The 14,805-nt window shown below is 70.5% G+C and carries 16 protein-coding genes and 2 pseudogenes; 6 read left to right on the forward strand and 12 right to left on the reverse strand.

Annotated elements, in window-relative coordinates; all coding sequences use genetic code 11:
• Positions 1-15: 15 nt before the first annotated feature.
• From hisH to hisD, 6 genes are read right to left on the reverse strand one after another with little or no spacing between them, the layout of a single operon-like run.
• Positions 16-645, reverse strand: a complete 630-nt coding sequence (gene hisH / locus BTZ20_RS14605; RefSeq protein WP_077041873.1) for an imidazole glycerol phosphate synthase subunit HisH — start codon at positions 643-645, stop codon at positions 16-18.
• Positions 642-1,814, reverse strand: coding sequence for an MFS transporter (locus BTZ20_RS14610; RefSeq protein WP_077041874.1), 1,173 nt, complete (start codon positions 1,812-1,814; stop codon positions 642-644). Before BTZ20_RS14610 ends, hisH begins: the two co-directional genes overlap by 4 nt.
• Entirely contained in the window at positions 1,814-1,966 is a 153-nt protein-coding gene (locus BTZ20_RS27275; protein WP_027503044.1) for a hypothetical protein, read from the reverse strand. The genes BTZ20_RS14610 and BTZ20_RS27275 overlap by 1 nt, the downstream gene beginning before the upstream one ends.
• The gene (hisB, locus tag BTZ20_RS14615; protein ID WP_072751568.1) at positions 1,967-2,581 is read right to left on the reverse strand and encodes an imidazoleglycerol-phosphate dehydratase HisB; all 615 of its coding nucleotides are present in this window, start codon (positions 2,579-2,581) and stop codon (positions 1,967-1,969) included.
• Positions 2,578-3,729 carry a histidinol-phosphate transaminase gene (locus BTZ20_RS14620; RefSeq protein WP_077041875.1) on the reverse strand — a complete coding sequence of 384 codons (1,152 nt, stop codon included), beginning with the start codon at positions 3,727-3,729 and terminating at the stop codon, positions 2,578-2,580. Before BTZ20_RS14620 ends, hisB begins: the two co-directional genes overlap by 4 nt.
• Positions 3,726-5,090 carry a histidinol dehydrogenase gene (gene hisD, locus BTZ20_RS14625; protein WP_077041876.1) on the reverse strand — a complete coding sequence of 455 codons (1,365 nt, stop codon included), beginning with the start codon at positions 5,088-5,090 and terminating at the stop codon, positions 3,726-3,728. The genes BTZ20_RS14620 and hisD overlap by 4 nt, the downstream gene beginning before the upstream one ends.
• Positions 5,091-5,231: 141 nt before the next feature.
• Here hisD and BTZ20_RS14630 point away from each other — a divergent pair, with 141 nt between their 5' ends.
• Together BTZ20_RS14630 and BTZ20_RS28120 are read left to right on the forward strand one after the other, a co-directional pair.
• Positions 5,232-5,735 carry a hypothetical protein gene (locus tag BTZ20_RS14630; protein WP_223263345.1) on the forward strand — a complete coding sequence of 168 codons (504 nt, stop codon included), beginning with the start codon at positions 5,232-5,234 and terminating at the stop codon, positions 5,733-5,735.
• A 44-nt stretch (positions 5,736-5,779) separates the two neighbouring features.
• The gene (locus BTZ20_RS28120; RefSeq protein WP_223263346.1) at positions 5,780-5,929 is read left to right on the forward strand and encodes a hypothetical protein; all 150 of its coding nucleotides are present in this window, start codon (positions 5,780-5,782) and stop codon (positions 5,927-5,929) included.
• A gap of 49 nt (positions 5,930-5,978) precedes the next feature.
• Here BTZ20_RS28120 and lnt read toward each other — a convergent pair whose 3' ends face one another.
• The gene (gene lnt / locus BTZ20_RS14635; protein WP_077041877.1) at positions 5,979-7,385 is read right to left on the reverse strand and encodes an apolipoprotein N-acyltransferase; all 1,407 of its coding nucleotides are present in this window, start codon (positions 7,383-7,385) and stop codon (positions 5,979-5,981) included.
• Between the two features lie 3 nt (positions 7,386-7,388).
• Complete coding sequence (locus BTZ20_RS14640) at positions 7,389-8,423, reverse strand: alpha/beta hydrolase (RefSeq protein WP_083742686.1); 1,035 nt, start codon at positions 8,421-8,423, stop codon at positions 7,389-7,391.
• Positions 8,424-8,683: 260 nt separating this feature from the next.
• Between BTZ20_RS14640 and BTZ20_RS14645 the strand changes: the two genes are divergently transcribed.
• A complete protein-coding gene (locus BTZ20_RS14645; RefSeq protein ID WP_077041878.1) occupies positions 8,684-9,157 on the forward strand; it encodes an NfeD family protein in 474 nt (157 codons plus the stop codon).
• Positions 9,154-9,914: pseudogene (locus BTZ20_RS14650) on the forward strand (slipin family protein). The gene BTZ20_RS14645 and the pseudogene BTZ20_RS14650 overlap by 4 nt, the downstream one beginning before the upstream one ends.
• Here BTZ20_RS14650 and BTZ20_RS14655 read toward each other — a convergent pair.
• A complete protein-coding gene (locus tag BTZ20_RS14655) occupies positions 9,911-10,747 on the reverse strand; it encodes a thioesterase family protein (RefSeq protein WP_077043723.1) in 837 nt (278 codons plus the stop codon). The pseudogene BTZ20_RS14650 and the gene BTZ20_RS14655 sit on opposite strands and share 4 nt — an antisense overlap.
• A gap of 198 nt (positions 10,748-10,945) precedes the next feature.
• Here BTZ20_RS14655 and BTZ20_RS14660 point away from each other — a divergent pair, with 198 nt between their 5' ends.
• Positions 10,946-12,187: a glycoside hydrolase family 1 protein gene (locus tag BTZ20_RS14660; RefSeq protein WP_223263798.1), complete on the forward strand. Its 1,242-nt coding sequence runs from the start codon at positions 10,946-10,948 to the stop codon at positions 12,185-12,187.
• Positions 12,188-12,196: 9 nt separating this feature from the next.
• On the opposite strand, the gene BTZ20_RS14665 is transcribed toward BTZ20_RS14660, so the two are convergent.
• Complete coding sequence (locus BTZ20_RS14665) at positions 12,197-12,667, reverse strand: SRPBCC family protein (protein WP_077043724.1); 471 nt, start codon at positions 12,665-12,667, stop codon at positions 12,197-12,199.
• Positions 12,668-12,772: 105 nt separating this feature from the next.
• Here BTZ20_RS14665 and rhtB point away from each other — a divergent pair, with 105 nt between their 5' ends.
• Positions 12,773-13,405: a homoserine/homoserine lactone efflux protein gene (gene rhtB / locus BTZ20_RS14670; RefSeq protein WP_077041880.1), complete on the forward strand. Its 633-nt coding sequence runs from the start codon at positions 12,773-12,775 to the stop codon at positions 13,403-13,405.
• 21 nt (positions 13,406-13,426) lie between these two features.
• On the opposite strand, the pseudogene BTZ20_RS14675 reads toward rhtB, so the two are convergent.
• Together BTZ20_RS14675 and nadC are read right to left on the reverse strand one after the other, a co-directional pair.
• Positions 13,427-13,839: pseudogene (locus BTZ20_RS14675) on the reverse strand (VOC family protein).
• Between the two features lie 68 nt (positions 13,840-13,907).
• A complete protein-coding gene (gene nadC / locus BTZ20_RS14680) occupies positions 13,908-14,771 on the reverse strand; it encodes a carboxylating nicotinate-nucleotide diphosphorylase (RefSeq protein WP_077041881.1) in 864 nt (287 codons plus the stop codon).
• Between the last annotated feature and the right edge of the window lie 34 nt (positions 14,772-14,805).

Below are 14,805 nucleotides of genomic sequence, written 5' to 3' on the forward strand. Positions count from 1 at the left end.
CGCGCCGCTGCCCGGTCACAGGCTGCGGACCCAGTTCTCCAGCAGCGCAGCACCGGCGTCGCCGGACTTCTCCGGGTGGAACTGGGTGGCGGAGAGCGGTCCGTTCTCCACCGCGGCGAGGAAGGGCCCGCCGTGGTCGGCCCAGGTCAGCTTCGCGGGCGCGATCAGGTCGGAATCGGCGAGCTCCCACTTCTGCGCAGCGTAGGAGTGCACGAAGTAGAACCGGGTGTCCGCGTCGATGCCGTCGAACAGCACGCTGTCCGCCGGGGCCTGCAGGGTGTTCCAGCCCATGTGCGGGAGCACCTCGGCCTGCAGCATCTCGACGGTGCCCGGCCACTCACCGCAGCCGTCGGCCTCCACGCCGTGCTCGACGCCGCGCTCGAACATGATCTGCATGCCGACGCAGATGCCGAGGACCGGCCTGCCGCCCGCGAGCCGCTGGCCGATGATGCGCTCGCCGCGCACGGCGCGCAGGCCCTCCATGCAGGCCGCGAAGGCGCCGACGCCGGGGACCACCAGTCCGTCCGCGGCCAGGGCGACGGCACGGTCCGAGGTCACCTGGACGTCCGCACCGACGCGGGCGAGGGCTCGTTGGGCCGAGTGCAGGTTGCCGGAGCCGTAGTCGAGGAGGGCGACGGAGGTCATGCGGCAACTCTATCGGCCCGGACCCACGCCACCGGAATCACCAGCGCGATGGCCGCCGCGGCAATCGCGAACACCCAGGTGTACCCGGCTAAACCGGCGACCACGCCGAGCGTGAGCGCACCGATCCCGGTCCCGGCGTCGTAGCTGATGTTCCATGCCGCGCTGGCCGCCCCGAGCCTGCCCGGACCGGCACCGCTGAACAGCGAGACCAGCGCCTCGTTCTGGACGGCCCCGAAGCCGAGCCCGAACGCCACCGCGCCCGCCATCAGCAATCCGACGTGGCCGTCGCCGATCACCCCTGCCGCGAACAGCCCGGCACCGAGCGTCGCGCAGGCCAGCGCGGGCACCATCGAACGGCCGTGCCCGATCCGGTCGGCCAGTGCGCCCGCGCCGTACCTCCCGACCAGGATCGCACCGCTGACCACCGCGAGCGCCACGCCCGCTATCGCCGCCCTGTCCTCGACCGCGATCGGGAGCAGGCTGGTGACCCCGCCGTAGGCCGAGGCCACCACGATCATCGCCAGGCAGGGCACCAGCAGCAGACCCAGCGGCAGCCGTCCCCTCGGACCGGACCCCGCGGGCCGCGGGATCGACGGCAGCGCGGCGATCGAGGCGATGGACAGCAACGGCACCAACGCCCCCAGCACGAACACCAGCGAGGACTGACCGCGACCGAACAGCGCCAGACCCAATGGCAGCGCGACCATCTGGGCCAGCGAGATGGCGATGCCCTGGGCCCCGGTCGCCCGGCCGAGGATCTCCTTGGGCGCCAACTCCCCGATCAGCGCGCTGCCCGCCACCGTCACCAGACCGAAGCCGATTCCGCGCACCGCCGAGATGATCAGCGCGGGACCGGCTTCGGTGGACAGCAGGAAGGCGAGGGACGGCAGCCCGAGCAGCAGGCAGCCGACGGCGAGCACCCACCGGTATCCCAAGCTCCGCAGCAGGGTCGGCGTGCAGAGTTGGGTGGCGACCGTGGCGCCCATGAAGATCGCGGTGCTCGCGCCCGCGAGCGCGTCCGAGCCGCCCGCCTGCGAGATCGCCAACGGGACCACCGGCAGCAGCAACGACCACCCGCCGAAGGTGGTCGCGCCCATGAGGAACGCCACCGGCAGCCCTCGGGTACGCCAGAGGCCGCCGGGTGCCGTCGCCCCGGAGACCGCGCCCATCAGATCAGCCGCAGGACCCCGCCCGCGGCCGCGATGATCGCCAGTGCGAGCAGCACGCCGGAGGCGAACTTGTTGACGGTCCACATCGAGTACGCGCCGCCGAGCGCGAAGCCGGCCGCGATGAACAGGACGTAGATCAGCGCGTCACTCATCTACAGCGCGCCCTTGGTCGACGGCACCCCGGACACCCGCGGGTCGGGCTCGACGGCCTCGCGCAGCGCGCGGGCGACGGCCTTGAACTCGGCCTCGGTGATGTGGTGCTGGTCGCGGCCGTAGAGCACCCGCACGTGCAGCGCGATCCGCGCGTTCGAGGCGATCGACTCGAACACGTGCCGGTTGATCACCGTGGCGTAGGGAACGCCCGGGTAGCCGCCGATGACGGCGTGCAGCATGTGCTCGGGTTCTCCGGTGTGCACGCAGTACGGACGGCCGGAGACATCCACGGATGCGTGCGCGAGGGTCTCGTCCATCGGGATGAACGCGTCACCGAAGCGGCGGATGCCCCGCTTGTCCCCGAGTGCCTGACCGAGCGCCTGGCCCAGCACGATCGAGGTGTCCTCGACGGTGTGGTGTGCCTCGATCTCGATGTCGCCCTCGGCCTTGACCGTCAGGTCGAAGCTGGCGTGGCTGCCGAGCGCGGTCAGCATGTGGTCGAAGAACGGCACGCCGGTGGAGATGTCGACGATCCCGGTGCCGTCGAGGTTCAGCTCGACGGCGATGCTCGATTCCTTGGTGGTGCGCTCGACCTTCGCGATCCGCCCGGTCATCGTGTCTCCTCAGTGATCTCCGTTGTGACGAGCTCCGTTGCGAGGAGCTTCTTGCTCACCCGCAACAGTTCGTCGTTCTCCGCGGCCAGGCCAATGGTCGCACGCAGATAGCCCTCGATCCCCACATCCCGGATCAGCACGCCCTCGTCGAGGTAGCGACGCCAGGTGACGGCCGCATTGGAGAACTGGCCGAACAGCAGGAAGTTCGCGTCCGACTCGATCACCCGGAAGCCCATCGCCGTGAGCTCCGCCGACACCCGGTCGCGCTGCGCGGCGAGCTCCGCCACGCTGGCCAGGGTCTCGTCCGCGTGCCGCAGCGCGGCCCTGGCCGCGGCCTGGGTGATCACCGAGAGGTGATACGGAAGACGCACCAGCAGAAGCGCTTCCACCACGGCGGGCGACGCCGCCAGATAGCCCAGCCGACCGCCCGCGAAGGCGAAGGCCTTGCTCATCGTGCGGCTCACGACCAGCTTGGTCGGGAACTCGTCGATCAGCGTGATCGCACTCGGGCCCGAGGAGAACTCCCCGTACGCCTCGTCCACGATCACGATGCCCGGCGCCGCGGTCAGGATGCGACGCAGGTCGGACAGCGGAACACTGTGCCCGGTGGGGTTGTTCGGGCTCGTGACGAACACGACGTCCGGCTTCTGCTGGGCGACGGCCGCGATCACCGCCTCCGGGTCGAGCGAGAAGTCCGACCGTCGGAACACCGGCAGCCACCGGGTCTCGGTGCCGTCCGAGATGATCGGGTGCATCGAGTACGACGGCACGAAACCCATCGCGCTGCGACCGGGCCCACCGAAGGCCTGCAGCAGCTGTTGCAGGATCTCGTTGGAGCCGTTGGCCGCCCACACGTTGTCGACGGTGACCGCGACACCGGTCTGCCGGGTGAGGTATGCGGCCAGGTCGGTCCGCAGCGCCACCGCATCGCGGTCCGGGTACCGGTGCAGCTCGGCGGCCGCCTCCCGGACCGACTCCGCGACATCATCGATCAACGCGCGGGTCGGCGGGTGTGGGTTCTCGTTGGTGTTCAGCTGCACGGGCACCGTCAACTGCGGTGCGCCGTAAGGAGACTTTCCGCGCAGGTTCTCCCGGATGGGTAGCTCGTCGATGCTCGCCGCCGAACCGGGTACCGGACCGCCGCTCACCGAAGCGCCTCGACGGCGGTGCCGTCCGTCAAACCCTCGAAGCGCAGCCGCACGGCCTCGCCGTGCGCAGGCAGGTCCTCGGCGTTCGCGAGGGCGATCACGTGCCCGGAGACGTCCTTGAGGGCCGCCTCCGAGTAGTCGACGACGTGGATGCCGCGCAGGAACGTCTGCACGCTCAGCCCCGACGAGTGCCTCGCGCAGCCGGCGGTCGGCAGCACGTGGTTCGAGCCGGCGCAGTAGTCACCGAGGCTGACCGGCGACCACGGGCCGACGAAGATCGCGCCCGCGGAACGGACCCGGGCGGCCACCGCCGAGGCGTCCTCGGTCTGGATCTCGAGGTGCTCCGCCGCGTACGCGTTGACCACGCGCAGGCCGTCCTCGACGGAGGAGACCAGCACGGTGCCGGACTGGCTGCCCGCCAGCGCCGTCGCGACCCGCTCGCTGTGCTTGGTGAGCTCGAGCTGGGCGGTGAGCGCGTCGTCCACCGCGTCCGCGAGTTCCACGCTCGTGGTGACGAGCACGCTGGCGGCCATCACGTCGTGCTCCGCCTGGCTGATGAGGTCCGCGGCGACGTGCACCGGGTCGGCGGTGTGGTCGGCGAGGATCGCGATCTCGGTCGGGCCGGCCTCGGCGTCGATCCCGACCAGCCCGCGGCACAGCCGCTTGGCCGCGGTGACGTAGATGTTGCCGGGCCCGGTGATCAGGTCCACCGGCGCAAGCTCGGCCCCATTGGTGTCCGTGCCGCCGTAGGCGAGCAGCGCGACGGCCTGGCCGCCGCCGACCGCCCACACCTCGTCGACGCCGAGCAGCTCGGCCGCCGCGAGAATCGTCGGGTGCGGCAGGCCACCGAAGGCGGCCTGAGGCGGTGACGCCACGACGAGCGACTCGACGCCCGCGGCCTGCGCCGGGACGACATTCATCACGACGGACGACGGGTAGACCGCGTTGCCGCCGGGCACGTAGAGCCCGACACGGTCCACCGGCACCCAGCGCTCGGTCACCGTGCCGCCGGGCACCACCTGCGTGGTGGTGTCGGTGCGCCGCTGGTCGGCGTGCACGAGCCGGGTGCGCTCGATCGCGACCTCGAGGGCGGCGCGCACCGCCGGATCGAGCTCGGCCAGCGCCTTGGTCAGCTCGGCGCGCGGCACCCGGACCCGGTCAGGGCGGACCCCGTCGAACTTCTCGCCGAACTCGAGGGCCGCCTCGGCGCCCCGGTCGCGGACCGCCTCGACCATCGGACGCACCTGATGCAGCACCGCGTCCACATCCACTCCACCTCGGGGCAGCGCGGCCCGGAGTTCGGCCGTGGTGGGTGTTCGACCGCGCAGATCCACGCGGGCGAGCTCGGTGCGGGCAGGCATGAGGGTCCCTTCAGAGGAATGGGTTTGTACTGATTATTCAGGATAGGTCCACGCGATTTCCCGCTGGCCGCCGCGACCGCGGGTTTCGTCCGTCGCCGGCCGTGCGCGGACACGGCTGCGCGTACGCTGACAAGGCGGTTCGTGGAGAGGACCGACCATGACTCACGACGCGCGATCGATCGCAGAACAGAACACGGCATTGCCCCGGACGACGGCCGGGAACGATTCGCGGGCTACGGGGTGATGGGGGCGCCGTTCGCCAGCGGACACTGCCTGGCGCTGCGGCATTTCCCTGCCAGCTCCGTCGGCGACGGCTACGACTCGGTGTGGCATCGGGACCCCGCGGGCGAGTGGACGATCTACAGCAGCGTTCGGCCCGAGGCCAGCTGCGCCCGGTACTTCGGCTCCGCCACCGAGGACGCGCGGACCGCGGACATCTCGGTGAGGTGGACAGGTCCGGCTGCCTTCACGGTCAGGGTGGACGACAGGCTCGTGTGGGATCTCGAGCTGGGAAAATCGGCGGCGACGGCCGCGATGACGGGCCTCGGCAGGCTGATGCCCTCCGCGCTGTGGCGAAGCGACGCCGTCCTCTCGATGATGGGGCACGTGGCCGGACCCGCACTCGGGTCGGCCACGTCCGGCTGACCGGCAACGCCGCCAACGGCCAGCGATTCCGGGCGAACCCCCGGATGCTGTGGACCGTCGACCAAAGCCGGGCGACCATCGACGGAGTCGATCTCGGACCACCCGGGCCGCTCCCCGAACAGGCACACCTCGGCGACTTCTGGATCCCGCAGAAGGGGATGTTCGTCGTCGGCGAGGCCTACTTCGAGGGTTGACGCGACCATCGCCGTCGAGCGAGTGCGCCGAGAGCCAGCAGCGCGACGATCAGCGCACACGATGCCGGCACCCAGTTCCCGAGGCGGTCGAACACGGTGCCCTCCCCGCCATCGGCACGTCGACGATCAGCGCGCCGCTCTCAGCGGCAGGCATCCACGCGAGCCGGTTGCCCCGCGCGTCGAAGGCCGCGGAGACGCCGGTGAGCGCGGCCGCGGCCACCGGGCGTCCGGTCTCGGCGGCCCGCAGCGCGCCGAAGCTGGCGAGCTGTGCGGGCGCCCAGCTGCCCTGGAAGGTCGCCGTCGACGACTGGTAGACCAGTAGCGCGGCGCCGTTCCTCGCCTGTGCGCGGGCCAGGTCGGGGAAGGTCTGCTCGAACGAGATCAGCGGCCCGATCGCCAGGCCGTCGACGTCCATCACCACCAACCTCTCGCCGGCCTCACGGTTCTGGCCTGCCGCCGCGGTGAACCGGGTGAGCCACCCGAGCTGGTCGCGGAACGGCACGTACTCGCCGAACGGCACCAGCCGGGTCTTCCGGTACTCGGCCTCGATCCCGTCCGGGCCGATCAGGGTCGCCGTCTTCGCGATGGCTCCGCTGCCTGCGACCCGCGCGTCGACGTTCACCAGCAGTTCGGACCCGGCGGAGCCCGACAGCGCGGTGAGCCGGGCCAGCACGTCGGGCCGGGCGGTGAGGTCCTCGCCGACGCTGCTCTCGCCCCACACCACGAGATGCACCGGGCGGCTCAGCCCGCGGGTCAGCTCTTCCTGGCGGATCAGCAGGTCGTCGTGCACGATCTCCGGTTGCACGAGCGCCACGGGCACGGCAGGGGCATCGGGCAGCTCGGGCCGTGTCGCGGACCAGAGCGGGCCGGCGGCGACCGCCACGAGGACGGCCGCCGCGCCGACATACCGCGCCGTTCCTCGGCCGACGAGAAGGATCGCGAGCCCGACATTGGCCGCGACCACGGCGAAGCCCACCAGCCAGACCCCACCGACCGACGCGAGCGCCAGCACACTCGGGCGGCGCCACTGCGTCGAACCGAACAGCGACCACGGCCCGCCGAGCCAGTGCCAGGACCGCGCGGCCTCGATCAGCACCCAGCCGGCGGGCACTCCGACCACGGCCAGGGCCGCCCGCGCCGGTCTCTCGGCACCGCGCAGCAGTGCCCACGCCAGAATCCCCCACCCGGTCCACAAGAGCGCGAGCAGACCGATCGCAAGCGGGAAGAAGTAGACCAGGTTCGGCGCCAGCCAGTATTGCGTCGCGGCCAGGAACCCGACACCCGCGAGCCATCCGCGCAGCGCCGCCTCGCGTGGGGTGTCCGAGGCGCGCAGCAGCAGCAGAACCGGCACCAGCGCCACCCAGGCCAGGAGGTCGAGGCCCGGCGCGGGGAAGGCGACCAGCGGCAGTGCCCCGGCGATCAGGACGGCGCCGCGGGCCGACCAGCGCGAGCGCACCGCTCAGACGGCGGTGAGGGCAGGCGCCTCGGCGGCGGGTGTGCAGGAGCGGATGAACTCGCCGACCCTGGCGATCGCCCGCTCCGCCTCCGGGATCAGACCGGCGGCCGCGTGGAAGACGTGGACCTGACGATCCCAGACCTCCAGGGTCACCGATACCCCCGCCGCCCCCAGGCGCTGCGCCATCAGCTCCGCGTCCGGGTAGAGGATCTCGGTCGAGCCGACGTGGATGAGCACAGGCGGCAACCCCGCCAGCACCCCGTTCACCGGGCAGGTTCGCGAGTTCGCGCCGGCCGTCGCGGCGGCCACGTCCGCCAGTACACGCAGGACCGAACGCGGGATCAACGGGCAGCCGTCGGCTGCCGGGTGCGCCAGCTTGGTCGCGGGGTCGATGTCGGTCAGCGGCGAGAGTGCGACGAGTCCGGCAGGACTGGGCAGGCCCAGTTCGGCGATCGCGATGGCCGTCGCGAAGGTCAGGTAGCCACCGGCGGAGTCGCCCGCGATGACGATCCGCTTGCCCTCGAATCCCTGCTCCAGCAACCACCGGTACCCCGCGACGCCGTCCGCGATGGCCGCGTCGATCGGGTGCTTCGGCAGCATCCGGTAGTCGACGGCGAGCACCGGCGCTCCGGCCGCGGAAGAAATCCGGGAGACCAGATTCCGGTGAGTGTTCAGCCCGCAGGTGAGGAATCCGCCCCCGTGCAGGTACAGCACCACCGCGTCCCGCATCGCGTCGCGGGCCTGGAGCCATTCGGCGCCACAGTGCTCGAGGCGAATCCGGCGTCGGCCCACTCCCCGGCCAGGAGGAACGATCCTGGCCGCGAGGTCCAATGCGCCCGCGGGCCACAGCGGACTCGGCCAGCGGGCCCACACCTCGAGGGCGGGCTTGACGGTGAATCGGATGGACTCGGCCAGGATCCTGGACCGGAGGCTGGCACCGGCGATGAACCGCGGCTCCGCGGCGACCGCGATCCGTGGGGATCGCGTCGATCGTGCCCGGCGGACGGACCGCCCCGACGGCGATGTGTTCGCAGTCATGTGAGCTCCCGGCATTGCGCCTGTCAACCACTGCCGAAAGTTCAAAGGCAGTTGAATCATGGTACGTGATCCAGAACACATTTACGAGGACGTAACAATCCCGACCGCAGGTCAGCAGGTCAACGCGGCGGTCTCGGAGGCGGGTCACGCGGCCGGTGGCCGCGGCGCGTGCACCGGATTACCGTGGAGTCGAGGGTTCGGCCGCGAAGTGGCTATGCGAGCGGCCGGGCCCCCTACGAGCGTTGATCGTGGGAGTCGAGATGACCGCGTTGGGCCTGCTGGCATTGGTGGTGGGCATCCTGCTGATCGTGGTCGAGGCCCACACCCCGACCGCGGGGATCGTCGGGGCCGGGGGCGCGCTCCTGTCCGCCGCGGGCGTGTGGATGTTGTTCGCCGCCGATGGCGCCGGGTCGGCGATCGCGGTCCCGGTGACGGTGGGTGTCGCGGTGGTCGGGCTCGGCGTGATGGCACTGGCAGGCCGAAAGGCGCTGGTCGCGAGGCGCCTGCCCGTACACAGCGGGCCCGAGTCCCTGATCGGCACCAACGCCGTCGTCCGGAACTGGACCGGATCGCACGGACAGGTGGAGACGGCCGGCGGGCTCTGGCGAGCCAAGGTGGAGTTCGGATACGAGCAGGACCCCGAGCCGTCGGAGGGCGAGTCCGTCGTCGTCGAGCGGATCCGTGGCCTCACGCTGTCCGTGCGCCGCCGCGAACCGTGGGAGTGGTCGCCGTGACCGCAGTCTTCGCCCTTCTCGTCATCGTCGCCCTGCTGCTGTTCGTCCTGCCCGGCACGTCGGTCCGGATCCTGCGCGAGTACGAACGGGGTGTGGTCTTCCGGCTCGGCCGGGTCCTCGACTCCAAGGGTCCCGGGCTGGTCCTGCTGGTCCCGGCGGTCGACCGGATGGTGCGCGTCAGCCTGCGCACGGTGACGCTGAAGATCCCGTCCAGGAGGTGATCACCCGCGACAACGTGCCCGCGAAGGTCACCGCGGTCGCGTATTTCCGGGTGATCGATGCGGACCGGGCGATTGTCGAGGTGGAGGACTTCCTGCTCGCGACGCTGCAGATCGCGCAGACCACGCTGCGCTCGATCCTGGGCAAGGCCGAGCTCGACTCCCTGCTCGCGGAGCGGGAACGGCTGAACGAGGACCTGCAGCAGGTGATCGACCAGCAGACCGAACCGTGGGGCGTGAAGGTCACCACGGTCGAGATCAAGGACGTCGAGATCCCCGAGAACATGCAGCGGGCCATCGCGCGGCAGGCCGAGGCGGAGCGCGAACGGCGGGCCAAGATCATCAACGCGGAGGGCGAGTTCCAGGCGGCGGAGAAGCTCGCACTCGCGGCCGACATCATCAGCCGCAATCCGACGACCCTGCAGCTGCGGTATCTGCAGACGCTGCGGGAGATCGGCGGCGAGCACAACTCGACGATGATCTTCCCGCTGCCGCTCGACCTGGTCCGGCCCTTCCTCGGCGAGGACAGGAAGAGCTAGTTCGTCGCGGGTATCTCGAACTCGCCCTGGCCTGCGAAGTCCACCTGCCGCCGCGCGTTGGAGAGCGCGCTGACCACGCAGGTACCGATCGGGCCGCCCCTGTCGAACATCGTCGCGGTGCCCACGGCCAGACCGTCGGAGCTGATGTGGTCGTCCGCCTCGATCCCGACGTCGGGCCCCTCGGGCAGCCTGGCCAGCACGAGGGTCAGGTCGACGTTGATGTAGCCGACGCCCTCGCTGCCCCAGTTGGTCATCAGGCTGGTCGGCTCACCCGCCATGGCGGCCCGCTCGAACTGCGACGGCTCCTCCCCTGCCACCACCGGAAGATGCCTGGCCCACATGCGTTTACGGCTGACGCCCTGATGCTCGAACATCGAGGTGGACCAGCCGTCGGGGTGCGAATCGCTGCCGAAGTACGGCGGGGTGAGCGCGTCGGTCGGCGGGGCGATCGACGCAGGCGGCGGTGACGGGCGGCGATCGCGGGTCCAGACCTCGCCGGGCGGCTGCTCCGACGGCCGAAGGAAGACCGCGGACGCGCGCGCGACGGCCTCCCCGTCCTGGAGCAGCTCCGCGTCGGCGACCCGGATCCGCTTGCCCTCGCGCACCGCCGTGGTCGCGGTGGTCAGTGGCCGGGTCCGCGCCGGACGGAACAGGTCGACCGTCAGCCGCGTGGGCACGAATCCGTCACCGCCGTTGCCGTTCTCGAGCGCACGGGCGAGAAGTCCGCACAGCGCCACACCACTGACCATGTCCGGTGCCCATCGGCTGACCGCGAAGGGCAACGCCACGTATCCGTCCGGGGTCGGGTCGAAGAAGGCGAGCGGAGAATTCACGAGCGGCACCTCTCGGGTCGACGGGTCCGGCTCCCGTCGTGGGTGACCGCGGGCCCGCAGCGATGCGGAATCGTTGACACCTCGAACGTAATTCATCGGCCAAACGCCCCCACGAGCGGACCCCGCTGCCCTACCGTGCGACGCGTGACCCGAATCGCCCGGATCCTCGCCCTCGTGCTCGCGGTTGCGTCGGCTCCGTTGGCCGCCGGATCACCCGCCCAGGCCGCCCCGGCCGGACTGGGCGCGGATTTCGAATGGGGCGTTGCCACCTCCGGCTTCCAGTCCGAGGGCTCGCCACCGGACAGCAACTGGTCGCGCTACGTGTCGTCGGGCAAGACCCACGACCCGTACGGTTCCGGGCCCGACTTCCGGCACCGCTACCGGGAGGACATCGCCCGCGCGGCGGCCCTCGGCGTCGACGTGTTCCGCTTCTCCGTCGAATGGGCCCGGGTGCAGCCGACCCCTGGCGGCTGGGACGAGGCCGAGTTCGCCTACTACGACGACGTCATCGAGGAGATCCGCGGACACGGCATGAAGCCGATGATCACCCTCGACCACTGGGTCTACCCGGGCTGGATCGCCGACCGCGGCGGTTGGGCCGACCCGGACACCCCGGCCCGCTGGCTTACCAACGCCGAGCGGGTGGTAGAGCGCTATGCCGGCGCGGGGGCCGACTGGATCACCTTCAACGAGCCGACGGTGTTCGTGCAGAAGGAGCTGACCTTCGGTGGCATCTCGCTGCCAGCGGCCCCACAGATGCTGGATCGGATGGTCGGCGCGCACCGCGGTATCTACGACACCATCCACCGCCTCGACCCCGACGCCCGCGTCTCGAGCAACGTCTCCTACATCCCCGCCGCGATGGGCGCGGTGGACTCGGTCTTCGCCGACCGGGTCCGCGACAAGCTGGACTTCCTCGGCCTCGATTACTACTACGGCGTCTCGCTCGACAACCTGACCGCGGCGGCCGCCGTGACCGACGCCTTCTACGACATCCGACCGCAGCCGGACGGGATCTATCACGCCGCGATGTACTACGCGCGCAAGTACCCGGAGCTGCCGATCTACGTGGTGGAGAACGGGATGCCCACCGACAACGGCGCGCCGAGGCCAGACGGGTACACCCGCTCGGATCACCTGCGCGACCACATCTACTGGCTCGGCCGGGCCCGGGCCGACGGCGCCGACGTGATCGGCTACAACTACTGGTCGATCACCGACAACTACGAGTGGGGCACCTACCGGCCGCGGTTCGGCCTCTACACCGTCGACACGTTGACCGACCCGACACTGACCCGCAGGCCGACCGACGGCGTCGCCGCGTACCGGGACCTGATCGCCGCAGGCGGCGTGCCCGCGGACTACCGGCCGGTGATGGCGCCTGCATTCTGTTCGCTGGTCAGCCCGCCGCAGAGCTGCCTGAGCCCGACCGGCTCGTAGCCGCGGTGGTCAGGCGTATCGCCGCTGCAGACCCTCGAGCGTCTCCGAAATCCCCTTCGCATTCTTCTGGGGAAACCCGATGAGCTCGAAGGACTTTGCCAGCTTGGAGCCGGTGTAGTCGAAGACCTCGGTGACCTGTGTCTGCGGCACCGGCGCTTCAGCCGAGAAGACCTCGGCGAACTCCCAGCGCCACCGGTGTCCGAACGGGTGCCGCCACTCGATCAGCCTGCCGTCCTCGAACGCGGTGACGGTGCTGGTGATGCGGTAGGGAAAGCCGTACATCCGCATCGACATCGAGAACTTGTCGCCCCGCTCGAGTCGGGCGGGCCCCGAAACGGCCGCCTGCACGGTCCCCGATCCATCCAACTCGTGATGTCGTCTCGGGTCGGCAACCAGGCCGAACAGTTCGTTGACGGGGGCATTGACCAGGACGCGGCGGGCCACCCTGCGGGGTCCCAGGTCTACGGGCTCGACTGACAGTGCGGGCATGGCCACAAGATACGCGTGGCGTCCCCGTCCTATGCTCCAACCGCGGGCACGCGCGTCGCGTGTCGCCCGCTCCTCGTAGGTGAAGGTGGAGTTCTCATGGCCTGGCAGGTGTGGTTCGCATTCTTCGGCGCCGCGTGGGTGATCAGCCTGTCCCCCGGCGCGGGCGCGATCGCGTCGATGTCCACCGGCCTCAGTCACGGCCTGCGCCGCGGCTACTGGAACATCCTCGGCCTGCAGATCGGGCTGTTGCTACAGGTGGTCATCGTCGCGGCCGGGGTCGGCGCCCTCCTCGCCAGCTCGGCGCTGGCGTTCACCGTCATCAAGTGGTTCGGCGTCGCCTACCTGGTCTACCTCGGGATCCGGCAGTGGCGGGCCGCGCCAACCGAGGTGTCCGCGGAGACCGACACCCGCCGCCACTCCGCGACCGTCCTGGTCGCGCGCGGGTTCCTGGTCAACGCCAGCAACCCGAAGGCGGTGGTCTTCATGTTGGCCGTCCTCCCGCAGTTCCTGAACCCGGCAGCACCCCTGGTCCCGCAATACGCGATCATCGCCGCGACGATGATCGCCGTGGACGTCATGGTCATGACCGGCTACACCGGGCTGGCCGCGCGGGTGCTGCGGATGATGCGTTCACCGAAACAGCAGCGGGTCACCGGCCGGGTGTTCTCCGGCCTGTTCTTCGCCGCGGCGGCGTTCCTGTCACTGGTGCGGCGGGGCGCGACGGCCTAGCCGCGATACGGCGCCAGGCCGTCAGGCCTGCGGGGTTCCGATGTTGACCATCCAGCCGATGCCGAACTTGTCGGTACACATGCCGAACTCATCGCCCCACATCTGCTTCTCCAGTGGGACCGACACGGTGCCTCCGTCGGACAGCTTCGCCCAATAGCCACGCAGCTCGTCGCCGTCGTCGCCGCTCAGGCTCACCGCGATGTTCTCCCCGGGCTTGTGCTCCATCCCGGGCGGCGTGTCGGCCCCCATCAGCGTGTACCCACCGGGGGTCTCCAGCATGCCGTGCATGATCAGGTTGGCCTCGGGGCATCCGGTGCGCCGAACTCACCGAAGGTGCTCAGGTTCAGGGTGCCGCCGAAAACACCCTGGTAGAACTCCATGGCCTGCCTCGCGTTGTCGGCGAAGCTGATGTACGGGTTGAGACGAGAGCTCATCTGGTTCTCCTTCATCCGTCGCACGTTCGGTCTCTTGCAGACTAGCGCGGCCCGGTGACAGGAAACGGCTACATGTCCAGGCCGAGATCCAGCACGGTCACCGAGTGCGTCAGTGCGCCGACCGCGAGGAAGTCCACCCCTGTCCGGGCGTAATCGGCCGCGACATCGAGGGTGAGCCCGCCGGAGGACTCGAGCTTGGTCTGCGGCGCCACCGAATTGCGCCGCTGGACGGCGGTCTGCGTCTCCCAGAGCGCGAAGTTGTCCAGCAGCACCAGCTCGACATCCTCCGCGAGCACCTGGTCGAGCTGGGCCAGGCTGTCCACCTCGACCTCGCACTCGATGTCAGGAGCCGCCGACCGCACCGCGTTCAGTGCTGCGACCACCGAGCCGGCCGCCGCGACATGGTTGTCCTTGATCAGCGCCGCATCCCCGAGGCCCATCCGGTGGTTGACCCCGCCGCCCATCCAGACCGCGTACTTCTGCAACGCGCGCAGCCCGGGCAGGGTCTTGCGGCTGTCGCGGATCCGGCAGTCGGTGCCCTGCACTTCCTCGACCCAGGCCGCGGTGGCGGTCGCGATCCCGGACAGGTGGCACATCAGGTTGAGCATGGTGCGCTCCGCGGTGAGCAGGTCCCTGGTCGGGGCCAGCACGCTCAGCACCGACTCCCCCGGTCGCACGACGGCGCCGTCCCCGACCCTTGCGAGGACCTCGTAGTTGCCCGCTCCGACCACCTCGTCCAGCACCAGCAGACCCACGTCGATCCCGGCCACCGTGCCCGCCGACCTGGAGACCACGGCGGCCTTGGCCACCGCGCCCTCGGGCACCGTCGCGACCGAGGTGATGTCGGGGCCGTATCGCAGGTCTTCGCCAAGTGCCACCCGCACCAGGGTGAGGATCTCGTCGCGGTCCATGCCGTCCGCCAGCGTGGTCATCGTGCTCCTGTCGAAGTCGTCACAAGGGTCGTCT

The sequence above is a fragment of the Rhodococcus sp. MTM3W5.2 genome, assembly GCF_001984015.1.
GTDB classification, from domain to species: domain Bacteria; phylum Actinomycetota; class Actinomycetes; order Mycobacteriales; family Mycobacteriaceae; genus Rhodococcus_G; species Rhodococcus_G oryzae.

Excerpts from the sequence above, each read along its gene's own strand:
- BTZ20_RS27275 (WP_027503044.1), bottom strand. The coding sequence starts at position 1,966 with ATGAGTGACGCGCTGATCTACGTCCTGTTCATCGCGGCCGGCTTCGCG.
- nadC (WP_077041881.1), bottom strand. The coding sequence starts at position 14,771 with ATGACCACGCTGGCGGACGGCATGGACCGCGACGAGATCCTCACCCTG.
- hisB (WP_072751568.1), bottom strand. The coding sequence starts at position 2,581 with ATGACCGGGCGGATCGCGAAGGTCGAGCGCACCACCAAGGAATCGAGC.
- BTZ20_RS14610 (WP_077041874.1), bottom strand. The coding sequence starts at position 1,814 with ATGGGCGCGGTCTCCGGGGCGACGGCACCCGGCGGCCTCTGGCGTACC.
- BTZ20_RS14645 (WP_077041878.1), top strand. The coding sequence starts at position 8,684 with ATGACCGCGTTGGGCCTGCTGGCATTGGTGGTGGGCATCCTGCTGATC.
- BTZ20_RS28120 (WP_223263346.1), top strand. The coding sequence starts at position 5,780 with ATGCTGTGGACCGTCGACCAAAGCCGGGCGACCATCGACGGAGTCGAT.
- hisD (WP_077041876.1), bottom strand. The coding sequence starts at position 5,090 with ATGCCTGCCCGCACCGAGCTCGCCCGCGTGGATCTGCGCGGTCGAACA.
- BTZ20_RS14640 (WP_083742686.1), bottom strand. The coding sequence starts at position 8,423 with ATGACTGCGAACACATCGCCGTCGGGGCGGTCCGTCCGCCGGGCACGA.
- hisH (WP_077041873.1), bottom strand. The coding sequence starts at position 645 with ATGACCTCCGTCGCCCTCCTCGACTACGGCTCCGGCAACCTGCACTCG.
- rhtB (WP_077041880.1), top strand. The coding sequence starts at position 12,773 with ATGGCCTGGCAGGTGTGGTTCGCATTCTTCGGCGCCGCGTGGGTGATC.